The organism is Psychrobacter sp. H27 (assembly GCF_059072655.1).
Map to the genome: position 1 here is coordinate 1,261,306 of NZ_JCACRX010000001.1, position 16,748 is coordinate 1,278,053.

Annotated in this window: 15 protein-coding genes; 1 reads left to right on the plus strand and 14 read right to left on the minus strand. The window is 42.9% G+C overall.

Features of this window, described 5'->3' with window-relative positions:
- Positions 1-75: 75 nt before the first annotated feature.
- Positions 76-1,797 (minus strand): cyclic-di-GMP receptor FimW-related protein, encoded by a 1,722-nt coding sequence (locus tag AC5JPY_RS04970; protein WP_493852282.1) that lies wholly within the window; start codon positions 1,795-1,797, stop codon positions 76-78.
- A gap of 386 nt (positions 1,798-2,183) precedes the next feature.
- Positions 2,184-3,191: an EF-P beta-lysylation protein EpmB gene (gene epmB / locus AC5JPY_RS04975; RefSeq protein WP_493852283.1), complete on the minus strand. Its 1,008-nt coding sequence runs from the start codon at positions 3,189-3,191 to the stop codon at positions 2,184-2,186.
- A gap of 148 nt (positions 3,192-3,339) precedes the next feature.
- Here epmB and efp point away from each other — a divergent pair, with 148 nt between their 5' ends.
- Positions 3,340-3,912 (plus strand): elongation factor P, encoded by a 573-nt coding sequence (gene efp / locus AC5JPY_RS04980; RefSeq protein WP_443525856.1) that lies wholly within the window; start codon positions 3,340-3,342, stop codon positions 3,910-3,912.
- Positions 3,913-4,074: 162 nt separating this feature from the next.
- On the opposite strand, the gene AC5JPY_RS04985 is transcribed toward efp, so the two are convergent.
- The 12 genes from AC5JPY_RS04985 to ssb form a co-directional block, all read right to left on the minus strand.
- Positions 4,075-5,853, minus strand: a complete 1,779-nt coding sequence (locus AC5JPY_RS04985) for a GAF domain-containing hybrid sensor histidine kinase/response regulator (protein WP_493842647.1) — start codon at positions 5,851-5,853, stop codon at positions 4,075-4,077.
- 21 nt (positions 5,854-5,874) lie between these two features.
- On the minus strand, positions 5,875-6,744 hold the full coding sequence (locus tag AC5JPY_RS04990) for a tRNA threonylcarbamoyladenosine dehydratase (protein WP_493842646.1): 870 nt from the start codon (positions 6,742-6,744) through the stop codon (positions 5,875-5,877).
- A 140-nt stretch (positions 6,745-6,884) separates the two neighbouring features.
- Positions 6,885-7,826 carry a TatD family hydrolase gene (locus AC5JPY_RS04995; RefSeq protein WP_493844401.1) on the minus strand — a complete coding sequence of 314 codons (942 nt, stop codon included), beginning with the start codon at positions 7,824-7,826 and terminating at the stop codon, positions 6,885-6,887.
- A 183-nt stretch (positions 7,827-8,009) separates the two neighbouring features.
- Entirely contained in the window at positions 8,010-8,180 is a 171-nt protein-coding gene (locus tag AC5JPY_RS05000; RefSeq protein ID WP_493852284.1) for a hypothetical protein, read from the minus strand.
- 214 nt (positions 8,181-8,394) lie between these two features.
- Positions 8,395-10,638, minus strand: coding sequence for a type II secretion system secretin GspD (gspD, locus tag AC5JPY_RS05005; protein ID WP_493852285.1), 2,244 nt, complete (start codon positions 10,636-10,638; stop codon positions 8,395-8,397).
- Positions 10,639-10,716: 78 nt separating this feature from the next.
- Positions 10,717-11,613 carry a type II secretion system protein N gene (locus AC5JPY_RS05010; protein WP_319051347.1) on the minus strand — a complete coding sequence of 299 codons (897 nt, stop codon included), beginning with the start codon at positions 11,611-11,613 and terminating at the stop codon, positions 10,717-10,719.
- Positions 11,614-12,459, minus strand: coding sequence for a type II secretion system protein N (gene gspN, locus AC5JPY_RS05015; protein ID WP_493852286.1), 846 nt, complete (start codon positions 12,457-12,459; stop codon positions 11,614-11,616).
- Positions 12,460-12,688: 229 nt separating this feature from the next.
- The gene (locus tag AC5JPY_RS05020; protein ID WP_201607544.1) at positions 12,689-13,012 is read right to left on the minus strand and encodes an H-NS histone family protein; all 324 of its coding nucleotides are present in this window, start codon (positions 13,010-13,012) and stop codon (positions 12,689-12,691) included.
- A 346-nt stretch (positions 13,013-13,358) separates the two neighbouring features.
- Complete coding sequence (locus AC5JPY_RS05025; protein WP_201607542.1) at positions 13,359-13,796, minus strand: BLUF domain-containing protein; 438 nt, start codon at positions 13,794-13,796, stop codon at positions 13,359-13,361.
- A 57-nt stretch (positions 13,797-13,853) separates the two neighbouring features.
- The gene (locus AC5JPY_RS05030; RefSeq protein ID WP_201607541.1) at positions 13,854-14,372 is read right to left on the minus strand and encodes a BLUF domain-containing protein; all 519 of its coding nucleotides are present in this window, start codon (positions 14,370-14,372) and stop codon (positions 13,854-13,856) included.
- 140 nt (positions 14,373-14,512) lie between these two features.
- A complete protein-coding gene (locus AC5JPY_RS05035) occupies positions 14,513-15,160 on the minus strand; it encodes a hypothetical protein (RefSeq protein ID WP_493852287.1) in 648 nt (215 codons plus the stop codon).
- Between the two features lie 613 nt (positions 15,161-15,773).
- Positions 15,774-16,397: a single-stranded DNA-binding protein gene (gene ssb, locus AC5JPY_RS05040; RefSeq protein WP_493852288.1), complete on the minus strand. Its 624-nt coding sequence runs from the start codon at positions 16,395-16,397 to the stop codon at positions 15,774-15,776.
- Positions 16,398-16,748 lie beyond the last annotated feature (351 nt).

Below are 16,748 nucleotides of genomic sequence, written 5' to 3' on the forward strand. Positions count from 1 at the left end.
TAAGATTCTGCGAAGAAACCCTCCAAAACATCCATATATCAACATGTGTCTGCTTTTTGACAAAAATACCGTAGGCTACAACTGAACTATCTCATACTGACTAAACTCATCAGTCATCAGTATCTTGTTTCCCAAGCGTAATGGCGTTTGCTTGCTACCAATACGCATAACGACTCGGTCATTGTTCTGAAAGTAAGAAGGCGGTACGATGAGCGTACTCGTGGTTTTTAGTTGCTCATCCCTACCCAAGATAAATGCAGGTACAAAGTGACGGTTTCGTAGCTCTCTACCCTCTAGACGCAAGCCACAAGCCACAAGTTTATGTCCGAGCACTTGCCATTCTATGATTGGGGTTTTGCTATCAAGATTCGTCCAGCGCACTACTCCCATTGACCAGTCAGTTTGTTCTGTTGCCGTGGAGTGGCAGATCAAAAACAAACGCATGAGATGTAATAATGGCGGTGCATTTCTAGAAGTGTCATCTTCAGCTATCGCTTGATCAGGGCTATCAGCATCCTCTGTTTCGGGCCCATCTGCTTCTGGCAACAGTTGCAATGCACGAAACAGTGAAAGATGATCCTGGCTATCAAATACTCTAATATTTAACGGATTGTTGCTATTTTGCTCTTTACCAAATGTGTCATAACGAGGTCTCTCTTCCTCTGCTAGCTCTTTTATTGATACCAAATTAGCAAAGCTATTGAAATCACCCACACGGTAATGGATATCATTAAAACCTGTAACCAATAGCGCTTCTTGTTTTTTGCTATATTTGGTAGGCAAAGTAAGCGGAGGCTGTAAGTAACGATAACTGACTGTTGATGCGATTGTATTGAGCAAACCGTACTCTAACGCTGCACTACTATCTCCAAGTAGAGCCTGCTTGCGTGAATCAAAATACTCAATCATCGGTGCCAGCTCTAAGAACAGACAAGTGCGATGTTCTTCATAAGGGTTTATCTCAGAGTTGGCCGTGAGATAGCTTGGTGGGTAATGAGCTTCCAAATCAACAAATACGCGTGTTCTGGTGGTAGGCTCTGTTGTCGCGACCATATGCTTTGCCCATTCAGGCAAAAAACGTTGCACTAGCAAAATGTTGGTGCGACGCATACCGCGTAGGTTTAGCAGACTGTGTAAACAGATTTGACAATATAGCTGATAGATATTGTTTGCATGAGGGACAGCCGCGTCTATACCCAAATCAATATCGGTTATGCGGTGCTGATAGGCCAGATGATACAGCTGATTTATTTTTGACCACAGATAACTTGCTGGTGGTCGATAGCAGAGTACCTCTTCTGCCAGTATTTTTTGATAGCTGGACAAAGACTGGTAAATAGCAATAGCAAACGTATTAGAAGATTTCTTATTATTGAAATAACGCTGCCAGCCATTGCCCAAAGAGCGTTTAGACCCAGTATTAGGCTCTGAATCTTGTTGGCGTATGATCCTGTCATAGACCATGATGATGAGATAATGTAACGACTTGGTTTGTGCGACATAGCCTAGCTGAACCTCATCGAACACCCCTGTCTCATAAATATACTGTTGCCGTAAAGCAGCAATCAATCGAATTGAAGCGTCAAGTACTGATGCCATCAACTTGAGACGCTGATCTTCATCTATATGAGCTTCTCGTAAAGCTATGAGTACACTCTCTAGATGCTGGTATTGCTCCTCAGGTGTTTGTGATGGTAGCGTGGTCAGTAGCTTGACTAAGTAACGCTCTTGACCGTTTACTGATCGATTTGACGATACTGGCAATGGTACAGTAGAAGACAAATGCTCTTGAAACATGGATAACGTTATCATTGGTATCACTACTCACTATCAGTCAATATCAGTCGCTTTGAACGAACGTACAAAAATACGCAATCACAAAAATAGCGTCCTATGAGATACAAAATATAAATGTAATAACGCTATAAAGAGCAGTACCTACACTCATAAGTATTTATACAATCGAGTTAATAGATACACATTATCAAATATAAGAACGGGCTGTATTACAGATTTTATTATCTAAGCACAACGAGGTAGCTTTTATAAGCAAATACAACTCCCTTACGCACTATTACCATATGCACTATGTTGTCACAACAACTGGCACACTCACTTTTAATAGTACGCGCGCTTTTAATAATTGCTTTTTGTTTGCTCTTCAAAACACCATATTGCCTAAACTAAGTCTTGCTGTAAATGTCAATCGGCACTTTAAACGGTCTATTCGGCAGCTCTCTCACCAGCTTAGGTACCAAATATCCTGGTAATGCTGATAATAGTGACCAGTAAAGCTCAATTGACGACCGCTCGTCGCTATCGAAATGTGCAGCACCAGCAACTTTATCTAGCACATGCAAATAGTATGGTAATACGCCAGAAGCAAACAAACGCTGACTAAGCTGCACTTGTGCGTCGACGGTGTCATTGACACTTTTTAATAACACTGCCTGATTCAATAGCGTAACGCCAGCTGCCCGGACACGTTGCAAGTATTCAGCTGTTAATTCATCAATCTCATTGGCATGATTGCAATGGATCACCATGACGATACGGCAACGACTTTGAGACAGTCTATCTAATAGATCGGTATCTAAACGCGCTGGGATGACGAGTGGCAAGCGGGTATGCAGCCTAATCGTAGTGAGCTGCGCAACAGACTCAAGAGCATCTAACCATGCAAATAAGCGTCTGTTGGTCACATTTAATGGATCACCTCCACTTAAAATCACTTCATTAATCTCAGGGTGTTCGCCAATATAATTGATGATATTTTGTTTTGCGTCCGCAGTAGGCATATTGGCGCTATAGTCAAAGTGCTGACGAAAGCAGTAGCGACAATGAATGGCGCACGCCCCCGTAATTGTCAACAGGACTCTCGACTGGTATTTATGTAGCATGCCCTTGATAGGGTTTTGAGTATTTTCACTCAAAGGATCGGCCACGTAGCCTGTGACGTTGATTTGTTCCTGCTGAGCCGGCAGTACTTGCTTTAATAACGGATCATCACGGTCACCCACGACCATTTTTGCTACAAAAGCGCGCGGCACACGTAGCGCAAAATGCTTGGGTATATAGACATCGGCACGCAATGACTCCAGCTGTAGGATACTCAGCAGCTCGTCAACGGACGTAATGGCTTCGGATAATTGATTTTGCCAGTTTTTTTGTGTGATTAAATGGTTTATCATGACAGCCTACTACCTGTACCCAAAATCCGATATTATACGCCCTTAGTGTCTACCCTATCAAAGTATACCCGCTGATACGTAAATACTTGGCTGAACAATAGCTTTTGGTATAGTCAGCCTCATCTATTACAACCCCTAGGAGTCTCTTGTGGCAAGTTTTTCTACTAATGAATTCAAAGCTGGTCTAAAAGTTATGCTTGATGGCAACCCTTGTGCCATTCTTGAAAACGAGTTTGTAAAGCCTGGTAAAGGTCAAGCCTTTAACCGCGTTAAATTGCGTAACCTTCGTAGCGGTAAGGTATTAGAGCAAACATTCAAATCAGGCGATAGCTTAGAAGCCGCTGATGTGATGGATACTGAAATGAACTATCTATACAACGATGGTGAGTTTTGGCATTTCATGCATCCTGAAAGCTTTGAGCAGATTCAAGCTGACAAAAACGCCATCGGTGATGCTCCTAAATGGCTAAAAGAGAACAGCAATGCATTATGTACCATCACTCTGTTCAACGGCTCTCCATTATCAGTCACGCCGCCTAACTTTGTTGAATTGCAGATTACGGAAACTGATCCTGGCGTACGCGGTGACACGTCAGGTGGTGGCGGTAAGCCTGCCAAGCTAGAGACAGGTGCCGTTGTACGTGTTCCTCTATTTGTGCAGCAAGGTGAAGTTGTTCGTGTTGATACTCGTACTGGCGACTATCAGACTCGTGTGAGCTAACCGATCTGTAAGCCTAGCTGGCAGCTGATACTGGTATCACTATCATCAACAAAAAAGCTTAACCACCAATAGAGTGGTTAAGCTTTTTTGTTTTTATAACTGTCGCTTTACTAGTAAATTAGTCGTTTACACCATGACGTTACTATAAATGCTGCCTACTGTTTACTCTTCTTCTAATGGCGGCTTCTGCATCAACCAGTATTGTACCAAAGCGTTCAGCTGCTCTTGTTTAAAGGGTTTGGTGCAATAATCCTGCATACCAACTTTTAAATATTTTTCGCGCTCGCCATCCATAGCATTGGCAGTCAGAGCAATAATGGGCGGCAGATCTTGAGGGTCATAAAGCTCATGGAGTTTGATCGTTGCCTGTACGCCATCCAAGATCGGCATATGATGATCCATCAAAATAACATCATAGCGGTTAGGAAATAGCGCAAAAGCATCAATGGCTTGTTGACCATCTGTCACATGCGTCACCTTGTGACCACTATTGGTCAATGCTTTTTTGGCGATGATTGCATTGACGGCATCATCTTCAACCAACAAGATATGTCCTGCACGCTCATGGCTCGGCTCTGTCAATGTTAGATCATTAGAGTCTTGCCATGTCTCGTACTTATTCTCATCAATCGTTGGCAAGGGCAATAGAACACGAAAGGTCGTACCCACTCCCACTCTACTCTCCACATGGATATAACCTTCCATCAGATCAACCAGAGACTTACAGACCGAAAGACCTAGACCGGTGCCACCATAGAGGCGATGCGTAAACTTATTGGCTTGGTCATAAGCATCAAATATTGCTTCTAACGATTCAGGTTTGATACCAACACCCGTATCTGTCACCTCAATACACAAGGTCATATTTTTGTCAGACTTATTGTTTACCACACTCTTATTGCCGCCAGTCTTGTCAATCTCCTCGCAATAACAGTTGTCCATATGCCTGACATCAATGCTCACGCGCCCACCCTCACGAGTGAACTTTATCGCATTGTTAACCAGATTTGCTATGATTTGCTTAAGGCGTACTGGATCTCCTTTCACGTAAGGCGATAATGACTCAGTATAATGATAATCTAACGTCAAACCTCGTTGACGTGCTTTGATAGAGAACAGACTGACCACTTCGTTACATAATGTCGATAAATTCAATGGGATAGAATCAATAGTCATTTTGCCTGATTCAACCTTCGATAAGTCTAAAATACCATTGATAATCACCATCAGATGCTCGTTTGAGACCTTAATGTTATCCACGTATTCTCGTTGTTCAGCACTAAGCTCGGTATCACCCAGCATTTCTACCATACCAATGATGCCATTCATTGGCGTGCGTATTTCATGACTCATATTGGCCAAGAAACTAGATTTCATTTCATTGGCATGCTTGGCATCACGCTGTTTGTCTTGTAATTGCAATGCGTCTGCTGCCATCATGGCAAACTGCGCTAATATTTGCTCTTGCTGGGCATCAAAATTATGGTTTGGCTTGATATCCATGAGACACAACGTACCTAGACGATAGTTTTTATTGTCTTCATGTAGCAAAATTGGGGCACCAACATAAAACCTTAAGTATGGCGACCCTGTAACCATTGGGCTTTGGCTAAATCGGCTGTCTTCCAATGTATCGGGTACTATTAACACATCATCAGACAGTATGGTGTAATTACAAAAAGCCATTTCGCGTGGTGCTGTACTGACACTCTCAGACATCGTCTCAAATTTGCAGGCTGGTTTTAGATACTGCGTTTCTTCGTCCATAAAAGTGATCGTGACCACGGGTACGTCAAAGAATAACTTTACAAGGTCGACCAGTCTATCAAATGCTGGCTCCTCATCTTCATTGAGCACCTGATATTTTCTGAGCTTATTGATGCGCTCTATTTCATCTACCGCGACTGGGTAACTTTGTTTAGGTGAGTTAGATATAGACAAGGTAGACTCCATTAAATAATATCAGACGCTCGGTTGAGGGCTCGTCTGTTTTATCAATAATTGTAATGCTTCATTGACCATAATCATTGCTACTACCGATGTGACAACCACTGCTGACCCATAGCCTCCACACTGCAAACCGCCTGCTTGGCAACTCTTGTCTACATGTGGCGGCTCTATAGAATAAACGCACTTGATACCGAACTTGTCTTTTAGTGCGCTATTGATGCCTTTTTCATGACGTAATTTATTGCGCAGTTTGGCCAGTAGTGGATCTTGATAGCTGTCGCGCAAATCGCTTACTCTAACTTGACTTGGATCTATTTTGCCACCTGCACCGCCCGCACAGACGAGCTTTAGTTTATTAAAACGGCAATGCAGTGCGATTGCTAGCTTGGCATTCATGTCATCTACACAGTCTAACACTACTATGGGCTTACCTTGCTTGGCAGCAGCTTTTGCATCATCAAGACTTGGTAGTAGGGCAGCGACGTTATCTACTGTCAAAAAATCATCAATAAGATTCAACGTCACTTTGGGGTTAATCTCTTTGATACGTGCTGCCATTGCCGCAATCTTACTTTGACCAAAGCTACTGTCTAAAGCAGGTAGCTGCCGATTGACATTAGAGGCGACCAATACATCCAAATCAATCAAAGTGATGGTACCTACTGCTGTTCGAGCCAGTGCCTCAGCGGCCCAAGAGCCCACACCCCCTACGCCAATAACGTAGACATGAGCTGCCGCAAAAGTATCTACCGCTGACGTACCATAGAGCGTGCGCGTCCCTTGAAAACGGCGATCATACTGCTCACTTTCTTGATCAGCGTCGCGTTGTACTAGAGCGTTTTCTTTTAATTTTGGCGGCTCAAATTGTTGTGTTTCATTCATAACGGTTCGAATTACTCTTTTTAATGATAACTATTGCTTTATGTGCTAACCACGACATTTATGACTTGCGTTTTACCCCTCGCCTTTTCCATTTTCCTATCGTCTCTCATGGTCATGCTAGACCAATCATACAAGATTAGTCATGCCGGATAGGTCCATGTTATTTTTAGGGCGTCACAGCTATTTTGCCACAACTGCTTAGCAAGTTTATCACGTGATACGCCCAATAGCTCACTCAGACTTATTAGCACCCAAGGCAAATTAGCAGGGACGTTTCTATCATGCTTATGGGCATTTTCTCTTTCATTATAGGGGCTCTGTCCAGACTCTGAATGCTCATCATGCGATGTTTGACACATCATAGGCGTCATATCTGGGCAGTCAGTCTCTATCACCAAACATGCTATACCATACTCTTCAACAACGGCTGTAATCGCACGGCGGAGTTTTTTGGCATTTGGATTGGTAATCTGACCGGTAACGCCCAGCTTAAATCCCAATTTTACAAAAGCCTTGGCCTCTTGTTCACCGCCGCTAAAACTGTGGGCAATGCCGCCCAATTCATGTGCATCATAATCATGCGCTTTTAATATAGCGAGTGCTTCGGCATGCGCCTTACGAATATGCAGCATCACTGGCAATTCATGGGTCACTGCAATATCTAATTGCGCCTTAAAAAAGCGCTTTTGCCTAGCAAATACACTAGGCGCTTTCATCGCATCAGTAAATGTATCTAAGCCAATCTCACCAATAGCTAAAGGGCGGCGCTCTGTCATCATCTGTGCCAATGCTATCAGGTGCTCGTCAGTATGCTGTTCGATATAAAAAGGATGCAAACCCAGCGCAATATGAGTATGTATATAAGGTTCGTCCTGATATTGAATATCGCTGGCAGAAGACTGTGATGCTTTTTTGTTCAGTACCTGCTCAGTGTCGTACATCCGCTCAAAATACTGATATAAGTAACCTACCAACACTAAATGGCGTACACCTTGACTATAAGCACGCTGTACCTGCCAAGCTCGATCATCATCAAATACTGGCGTATCAAAATGAGTATGTGTATCAATGAGGGGATACATCCTGACTGATGTTTTTTTATCGAGAGTCGATGACTCGGTAGCCGCCATTGATATGCTCCAAAATAACTGTTTTAGTAAAATACCTTATCAATCATCATATTATACCAATGACTATATTAACAGCTGATGCGCTAACTATAAAACCCAATATAAAAAGCCTGCACTGCCTATTTAATACGTGATCTAATTAGCGCTCGTATCATCATGAGAGCTACTTTGATCACTGGCTTTGTTACAGTCTTTATTGGATACCTCTGTGTCAGCGTTGCGGCTGCTGCGCCGAGGAATGAGCGTCAAAGCGGTAGCAACAGCGCTCAGGGCCAGCCATTTCTTAAACACTTTATGATTTGCCATTTTGGCTCCATTTACTACCTGAATATAAATCATATCAACAGATATCGGATACGCGATATTATTCTACTAATGTTTAGTATAGTAGTAGCTATATTGTGAACACGCAAGCCAATGTACGACATAACTATACAATTATATCGTGCATTGGCTCATAGTAATTAAGGGACATTGGCGATCTACAGTAGCAAATAACTAGTAGCGAACTACGTTAGCTTTAACGACTTAGAGGATAGGTCGTTATACCACTATTAGGACTGTCTACCTTGGTAAAACCTTGAGAAGTTGAATTTGGGGTCTGATCACGCTTAGGAATGAGCGGGTTGAGTGGCATTAACTCGTAGTCTGCACTGACATCACCGTCCCAACCTTGTGTACCACTCAGTGGTAGTTGTTTAATCGTGCCGTTTTTGTCAATGACCAGCTGCAGTACACGCATCTGATTGAACTTGCGCTCAGTCACACTCGCGACCGCACCACCATCACGCAAGATAGTTGGCTGCAAAAATATGATCAAATTGCTCTTTTGGGTACTGTCATTATCAGAGCGGAATAATCTTCCAATCAGCGGAACATTACCAAGACCTGGAACTTTTTGTTGGCGCGTGGTGCTGTTGTCACGCATCAAACCGCCTAAAGCGATGGTCTGCTGATCATCTGCTAAAATTGTCGTATTAATAAGGCTTTTATTAGTGATTAAGCCACTAGCATTGCCAGTACTGCCTGGTACGACAGACGAGACTTCTTGAGACACCTCCAAACGTACTGTGCCATTATCGCCAATGTGCGGAATGACATTAAGGTTGATACCAATGTCTTGACGGTCGATGGTCTGGAAAGGGTTGTTTGAATCATTGCCGCTAGTGGTGAATGAGCCTGTGACAAAAGGAACATTCTGTCCAACCAGAATACTGGCTTTTTCATTGTCTAATGTCAAAATAGACGGCATAGATAGTAGATTGGCACTGGTAGAAGAATCAAGTGCCTGCAAAATAGCACCATAAAACTCAGTATTCCCTTGACTGTCTGTTCGACTGTCACCGATACCGACCAATGCACCAACGATAGAGCTGGCAGCCGCACTTATACCCGTACTGCTCCCTGCCAGTGCAGCGGCAGCCAGCGTCGTTGCACTAGCGCCTACATTATTAAAATTTACAACGCCGTAACCGCTGTTGGCATTGCCAAGTGCCCACTGAACACCGAGCTGAGTCGCATCATCTCCTGAGACTTCTACAATAGCAGCCTGAATCAATACCTGCGCGCGGCGACTGTCTAATTGATTGACAGCGTCTTCAATCTCAAACATGAGCTCAGGCGCAGCGTTTACGATAACGGCATTTTGCGTCTCATCAGCAATGATACTAAACGGTCGGCCCCCGACGCCTGTACTCGCTACGCCTGCATTGCTGGTGGGTACCACTGAGGGGCTGCTATTACTAATACTTTCATTTGCAGCACTATTGATGGATGCGCCTATGCTGCTTGCATCATTCAAAGAGGCTGATTCTAATGTGGATGTTGCACCAGCGCTATTGATTGACTGATTGGCCAGCAACCCTCTTAGCATATCGGCAATGTGAGTGGCACTAGCATACTTTAGGCGAAAGACACGGAGGCCACTTAGGCGTCTTGTGGGCGTAGTATCGAGCTGATTGACCATCTCCTGAACTTTGGCAATCATCTCAGGACTGCCTTTGACCAGCAGTCTATCGCTTGAGGTATCAGCGATGACCTTTAGCTGATTGTTACTACCTTGCGTTTGACCGCTACCAGCATTTGCGACCAACGCACTAATGAGCTCCATCATACGTTCGGCATCGACGTGACGTAATGGAATCACTTGTAAACTATCATTGACGTTACTGTCCAAATCACGGATAAGCGCTGTCAGCTGATTGAGGCTATCTGCTCGATCCGATAGCACAAGCGCATTTACGCCAGGTACCGCAGCAGCGTGGGCTGACTGCGGCATCAGTGGCCGTATGACCCCTAAAACCTCCGCGGCTTGGGTATTTGTCAAATAGATCACTCGGGTTGCCAATGACTCCCCAACACTGTTGCCACGCAAATCAACAGCAACGCCAGATTGCTTGGCAACATTATCCGGCACTAGCTTGGTCGTCGTACCCGACTCAATCGCCGCAATACCATTGACCTGCATCACACTCAAAAAAAGCTGATAAATTTCATCGCGGGATAAGGCTTTGTTGGAGATGACAGTTACGTTGCCATTGATACGAGGATCAAGGACAAAGTTTTGATCAGTGATGGTTGCCACTTCATTGATAAAAGCTTTGATATCGGCATCTTGTAAGTTGACCTTCCAACTCTCAGCACTCGCAAGGCCCATACTGGCTGCCCACAAGGGTACCGCTAGGCAGATAGGACGGCTTAGACGCATCAAGCGCTGCAGAACACGATGTAAAGGTGTGGCTGAAAATTGATGAAAACTTACCATATTTATAATTACCTACAATGATATTGCATAATATGTACTGAGTTTTTAACGAGCAACCTGTGCTAAAGAGCCGCCGTGCTAGAACTGCTGGCGAATCGTAATGACTTGCTCACCACGTTGAACCTCGATCTGTGCTTCACCTGCTTGCTGTACTTGCTGTAACACGCCCGCATCTTGAGCCGGATTGTTACCCACGCTTTGTCCATTTACTGTCAGTACTTTGTCACCCGGCTCAAGCCCTAATCGGTTACGTAGTTTTGACGGCATTGCGGCTGTCACTTGATAGCTCTCACCTGACGCCATTACCCCCATTCTACTCAAATAACTGGCAGGGTTTTCTTGCAGCGCCGTGACCGCCTCCTCAATAGCTGATTGTGGACTACTTTCACTCGTCTCTACTGCAGGCTCAGAAGGTGTCTCTTGCAATGCCTGAGGGGCAGTTGGTAATAGGCTATTATTAGGCAGGCGCTGATTACTAACGCCGCCTGCCAACATTTTGCTTTGATCTAGTATCATGGCATCCGGCATGCTAATGATGGTTTCTTTATCATTAGCATCAGCGATAATAACTGAATTCCAATCAACAGCGACAAGAATATAGTCGCTATCTTTTAGTCCATCACCGATTCGGTAGTTTTTTACCTCACCATTAATATTAAGTAGTGCCGAAGACATAGTCTCAGGTATCGCTAGCAATACCCCTTTGAGCTCAACGTTAGGTGGTGGCTGGACTGCCGCCGCAATGGGATCAGGATCAGCAAATATCGCAAACAAACCACTGTAATCATTGGTAGACTTTGCATTATTTTGCAAAGGGGCTAGCGGTAATGCAGGTGCTAAGGGCGCTGCCAACAATAACCACAAAAGACGGGCAGCTGTCCAACATAGCCAAGCAATGGCGAGTAGCAATAACCATCCTGAAAAACGATTGAGAGTATTTATAACGGGTTTTAGGCTTGCGGTCATATTGGCCATTTAGTTTGCCCCTAGACCAGTTAGCAACGGTTGACGCACACTAACGACTGGCGTATCTTGCGGTGCCTGTCCTCTGTACTCAGGCATGTTTTCTAGTAGGCGCTGGGTCAGACTGACATCCAGCATATTATCACCGTCTATATACAGATCACCCAGACGCTTATCTTGATTATTCAACAAGTTGATATGCAACAGGTTTCTATTGTTTTTTTGCTCTGCGCTCAGCTCTGCGCGTAATGCAGGCATAGTCAGATAAAAAACTTTGCCACCACTTGGATAGCCCACCTCACCGCCTACCCATGTCAGCTGCCCCTCTGCAGCACTGAATCCAGTAGTACTCTGAGTAGATGCGCTGCTAGAAGTTTCTGATGTTACCTTGTTGTCGGCGTCATCAGATAAGCGCGTCAATGAGACGCCATTGACCTGAATAGGCGTGTTAGGTAATTGCCAGTCAACGACACTTTTTAGAGTCTCAGGCGCGATTTTCCCACTCATATCGTCGACTTGCCATGAGTTAAAACCAAGCTTCACCTGTCCATTCAGTCTTGTTTGCTCTGTTTTTATGTTGATATCTGCGCCAAGCTTACCTGTGAGCAGTTGCCATGGCTGCCACGACCAGTCGGCCATGCCTATGAGCGGTGTCGATGATATGGGAAGTTGCCAGATAGCAGAGCCCTGCCAGACATTGCCTGACACATGCTGTACATAGGGGGTATTGGGCGCATATTTCTCAAGTAGCCACGCCGCTGGCATCTGCAATACGGCAAATAGTGCAAACAATACGAACCCGATCAGCCACCAAAGCTTACGAGGACGTTTATGAGACAACTCAGATACTTGGGTCACAGTTGCACAACTCTTATATAAGACCAAAACGTCATTATCATAACAAACAATGGCCTATAGATGACAGAAAAAAAGCCAGTATCTTTTTGCCAAAATAATGGCAACATAGATACTGGCTTCTCTGTTTTGCGATGTGACGTCACTTACGACTAAATGCTTGTAAATAAACCACTATCTACAAGACTGCTAAGCTCGTCTGCGTGCTGTATGATGACCTAGGTCTACACCATTAGATCGCAAAGTCTTCAAGATCACGACCTGCTGCGAGTGCTTCGACCAACCACGTTGGTTTGCGTCCACGACCAGTCCAAGTCTCTTCGTTATTGTCCCCATTGCGGTACTTAATACTGCGTTTTTTCTCTAACGTCTCACCAGCTTTTAAGATCTCTTCGATAGTCGCGTTGCTCTCTTTTGCGATTTTTTCGAACTGCATATACGCGTCATATAAACGCTGGTGCTGTTTTTTGGCGATAAGCTGTTGTGCATTTTCAGTAATAGCACGTAGCTCGTCTACGTTTAAGTTGTCTAAATCGATTGCGTTGTTTTTGCTCATAATAAATCCAATTGTATAAAAGTTATTCACCTCAATAGAGCTATCATCTCTACTGAGAACCTGAATGAATATTCATTCATCATTAACACTGTTTTTAACTAAGTCGATATTACATCTTCAAAAATTTGCTTGATCATTCATTTATCAAAAATCATTCGTTGCTGTTTTGATATCTCGTAATACTATCAATTGAGCGTTATTGGCAATAAAGCATTATTGGTCATAACAAATATTCATTATACTAGATATAATCAAAGTCAATCGACTGTTATCCTAATTATTATCTCAAAATATTTTTTGATTAACTCTAGGGTATTTGACTGTTATTAAGACCGAGATATTTTATCTAACCTTTTTGAGCACTCAGCTCATTCATCAAGCCATTGGCAGAGTCGGCATTCAACAAATATGGATTGAACCCATTCGTCGTAGAGTATTTTAGATACACAGCAGCGTTCTCTTCGGTTGGAGACGCGTAATTCATAGACCACTTTGACCATTCTCTGTGCTTTAATTCTCGCGTTTCAATAACCTGTAAATCGTAATGACGCTCATCAGCAATCAGGCTATATAGCAAACGATTAATTTGCGCTCTTGGACCTTCTACGGTCTGCAAAAAATAATCTTTATTAAATGTCAGCATGCCAGTAATACCGTTGGCGGCGTTATTGATCTGTGCTTGCTGCAATATCTCGTTGAAGTCAGTAGCCGATACATCTGGGTTTGCGCGACTGGCATAGGTCATGCTCATTAAGATGTGAGCATCTGTATTTACTGATGTCATATTTTTTCTCTTATAAAAAAGTTATGGAAGCAGGTAGACTCTATAGGCATCAACCAATTAGCCAAAAGCATACCAAGGTTTTTTCTTTTGAGAAGTACGCTGTCCTTCTTGCTCTTGAAGCTCCGATAACGTATCAATCAACATCATAATTTGGTTGGTACTCATCAGGTAAGGGTTGAACTCATTACCTGTCGAAAACTTCAGAGCAATCCCTTTGTTCTCATCGCTTGGAATCAAGTATTTCATTGACCATTTGTTCCAGTGACGCTGATCAACTTCGCGGCACTCAACGATCTGTAAAGAGTGGTGGCGATCGTCTTGGACAAGTTTTCTAAGCAGTGCATTGATCACTGGTCTTGCCCCTTCAATACTCTGCAAAAAGTAGTTGTGGTTAAATACTAGAGCACCAGTAATACCATTGCGCTCATTGTTTTGCTGCGCTTGTTCAAGAATACGAGTCACCTCACCGTTGAGATTATCATTGTTATAACGGCTAATATAAGTCAAACGTACAATGAGATGCTCTCCATGTTGCATTTTTTGACGATTTGACTCTGAAAGATCGACTGATTCCATAGGTTTTTCCAATTAGTTTGTTAGGCTTGTAAATATTTAATAGCTTGTAGATATTTAATAGTGTGTACATATTTGATAGCCCAATAAGCAAAGACAGCTTATTTACTTTTGATAATGAGCCAGTTGTTTTATCCACTCTACTACTGAGTTCTTTTAATAAACTCATTCATACCACGTGATAAATTTGCGTTGCTGCTCTTTTGTATCTCTTGTGCCAATCGCAGCAATTGTGAGCTGTCATTGCACTGCTCCAAACTTAACAGATAACCCCAAGCCTCAGCAGGTGGGGCGTTTTTTTCAATATAAGTCGCCAAGTCCGATTTTATCGTTCCATAATTGCTATCAGATACTTTTGACTTAAAAATACCGCCTAGCGATTTTTTACCAGCGTCTATAACGCTGCTAGGTGATTTACTATTAAAAGTACGATCGAACTCTGTCTCGGTACTGGTATCAAACGAGTTTTGTGTTGATTGAGATCGCAAGATCTCTGGCACTTGCGTGCTGCTAGATGCTTGAGGTTCTGTCTTGATACGGGCACGCGTATTTATGGTATTCGCCACTTCGATACACTCGAGCTCTAAAAGCAGCTCAAATAGAGGTGCAACACCACCAAAGTCAGCAAACATTTTGCTATTATCGAGTGTATCTAGGTAGTTTTGGTAGGTTCGCTTACCGTCGATCATAATCAACAACGTTCTTGCCTCTCTTGGTAACACACCAAGACTTTGAGACTTTATCTCTTCTCTACCCACATCACTTTTGCGAAACACATCACCGTCATTCATTCTTTATACTCTGTACTGGCAGTCAGATGAGCACCCTGCCTGTAAGATGCCAACCCAAATAATTTTATGTTTTAAACCATCACATGATCGAACTTTAATTGATTCGTATTTATTGCTAGATAACTTTTTAGTAGCAGCATCAATACTTAAAGTCGTGTGCAGTTTTATTTGAGCTGAGTATATCAATGTCATCGATAAACTGTTAGTCCCAATTAAACTGGATAGAACAAACGGTTTATATGAGGTATGAAAGGTAGTTTTTATAAATTTCAATATAAAAAATGATAATAAAAACAGTCATGAAAAGTAGTTTATGGCATTAATTTTATTTGCAGGTGGCTATTGTCCATTTACTTGTGGCAAAAAAAATAAAGATAATGAATGATTTAAAAATATAAAGTAGGCAAAAACAAACAGAAGTTTTATCTTTATGTATTTCTAAAGATAGATGCTTTTATATGTCTTAGCAATCAACTTGTAATATGACCAAAGCTGATATTAGAATTTTAGCAGTGACTGAGTTTTTAGTTATTTATGATTACACATTAAAAAACCCCGCCAGTGGCGAGGTTCTTTATCTATTTTTATCTTTACGTTCTATGTCTTATCATCATCAGAACGGAATATCATCATCTACAGGACCATCTGGCATTGCTGTAGGCTTAGACTGTGCTGGCTTTTGTGCTGATTGATTAAACTGATTTTGCGGCGCAGGTGCGTTTTGGTTATTAAAACTGTTTTGCCCACCATTCGCTTGGTTATTGTACCCGCCTTGCTGTGCTGGCTGATTATTACCTTGCTGACCATAGTTGTTTTGGCCATTTTGATTGTCATAACCCTGATTTGAGCCACCTTGGTTATTACCAAAACCACCGCTATTGCCTTGTCCCTGTCCACCGCCAGTCTGACCATCAAGCATCTGCATTTGCTCAGCGCGAATCTCAGTAATGTAACGATCTTGGCCGCTTTGGTCTTGATATTTACGCGTACGCAGACTGCCTTCGATATAGACCTTGCTGCCTTTACGCAGATACTGCGCGGCGATCTCACCCAGACGATTGAATAGCGAGATACGATGCCACTCTGTCGCTTCTCTCTTTTCGCCGCTTTGTTTGTCCGTCCACTGCTCTGATGTCGCAACTGAAATATTGGTCACGCTGCCACCATTATTGAACTGGCGTGCCTCAGGATCCGCTCCAAGGTTACCAATGATGATAACTTTATTAACTCCGCGCATGATACCGTCCTTTTATTGATGAATAATTTAATACGTTGTTTTAATCGTTATCTAATAGCAGCATTTGATGCTATCAACTCTTAGTAATATCAATTATATGAGTTTACTTTAACCAATTTTTATCGAAATATCTACAGTCTACTTAGGGTAGACGTCAATCTATGTCGCCTAAATAATTTCTCAAAACTATCGTAGTTCTACACTATTAGGGGTATTTTGCCGTTTTCAAGATGCGCTGAATACTGGGTACTTTTAAGCATATTTTATTGTGCTTAATAATTTATCGCATTATCCAAATTCAGCGCTATCCAGTTATAGTGCTATCCAATCGCAGCCCTATAAACCATTACT

Coding starts and splice junctions, on each gene's coding strand:
- AC5JPY_RS05035 (WP_493852287.1), bottom strand. CDS start 15,160: ATGAATGACGGTGATGTGTTTCGCAAAAGTGATGTGGGTAGAGAAGAG.
- AC5JPY_RS05030 (WP_201607541.1), bottom strand. CDS start 14,372: ATGGAATCAGTCGATCTTTCAGAGTCAAATCGTCAAAAAATGCAACAT.
- epmB (WP_493852283.1), bottom strand. CDS start 3,191: ATGATAAACCATTTAATCACACAAAAAAACTGGCAAAATCAATTATCC.
- AC5JPY_RS05020 (WP_201607544.1), bottom strand. CDS start 13,012: ATGAGCAAAAACAACGCAATCGATTTAGACAACTTAAACGTAGACGAG.
- ssb (WP_493852288.1), bottom strand. CDS start 16,397: ATGCGCGGAGTTAATAAAGTTATCATCATTGGTAACCTTGGAGCGGAT.
- AC5JPY_RS05010 (WP_319051347.1), bottom strand. CDS start 11,613: ATGGCCAATATGACCGCAAGCCTAAAACCCGTTATAAATACTCTCAAT.
- AC5JPY_RS04970 (WP_493852282.1), bottom strand. CDS start 1,797: ATGTTTCAAGAGCATTTGTCTTCTACTGTACCATTGCCAGTATCGTCA.
- AC5JPY_RS05025 (WP_201607542.1), bottom strand. CDS start 13,796: ATGACATCAGTAAATACAGATGCTCACATCTTAATGAGCATGACCTAT.
- AC5JPY_RS04990 (WP_493842646.1), bottom strand. CDS start 6,744: ATGAATGAAACACAACAATTTGAGCCGCCAAAATTAAAAGAAAACGCT.
- gspD (WP_493852285.1), bottom strand. CDS start 10,638: ATGGTAAGTTTTCATCAATTTTCAGCCACACCTTTACATCGTGTTCTG.
- AC5JPY_RS05000 (WP_493852284.1), bottom strand. CDS start 8,180: ATGGCAAATCATAAAGTGTTTAAGAAATGGCTGGCCCTGAGCGCTGTT.
- AC5JPY_RS04995 (WP_493844401.1), bottom strand. CDS start 7,826: ATGTATCCCCTCATTGATACACATACTCATTTTGATACGCCAGTATTT.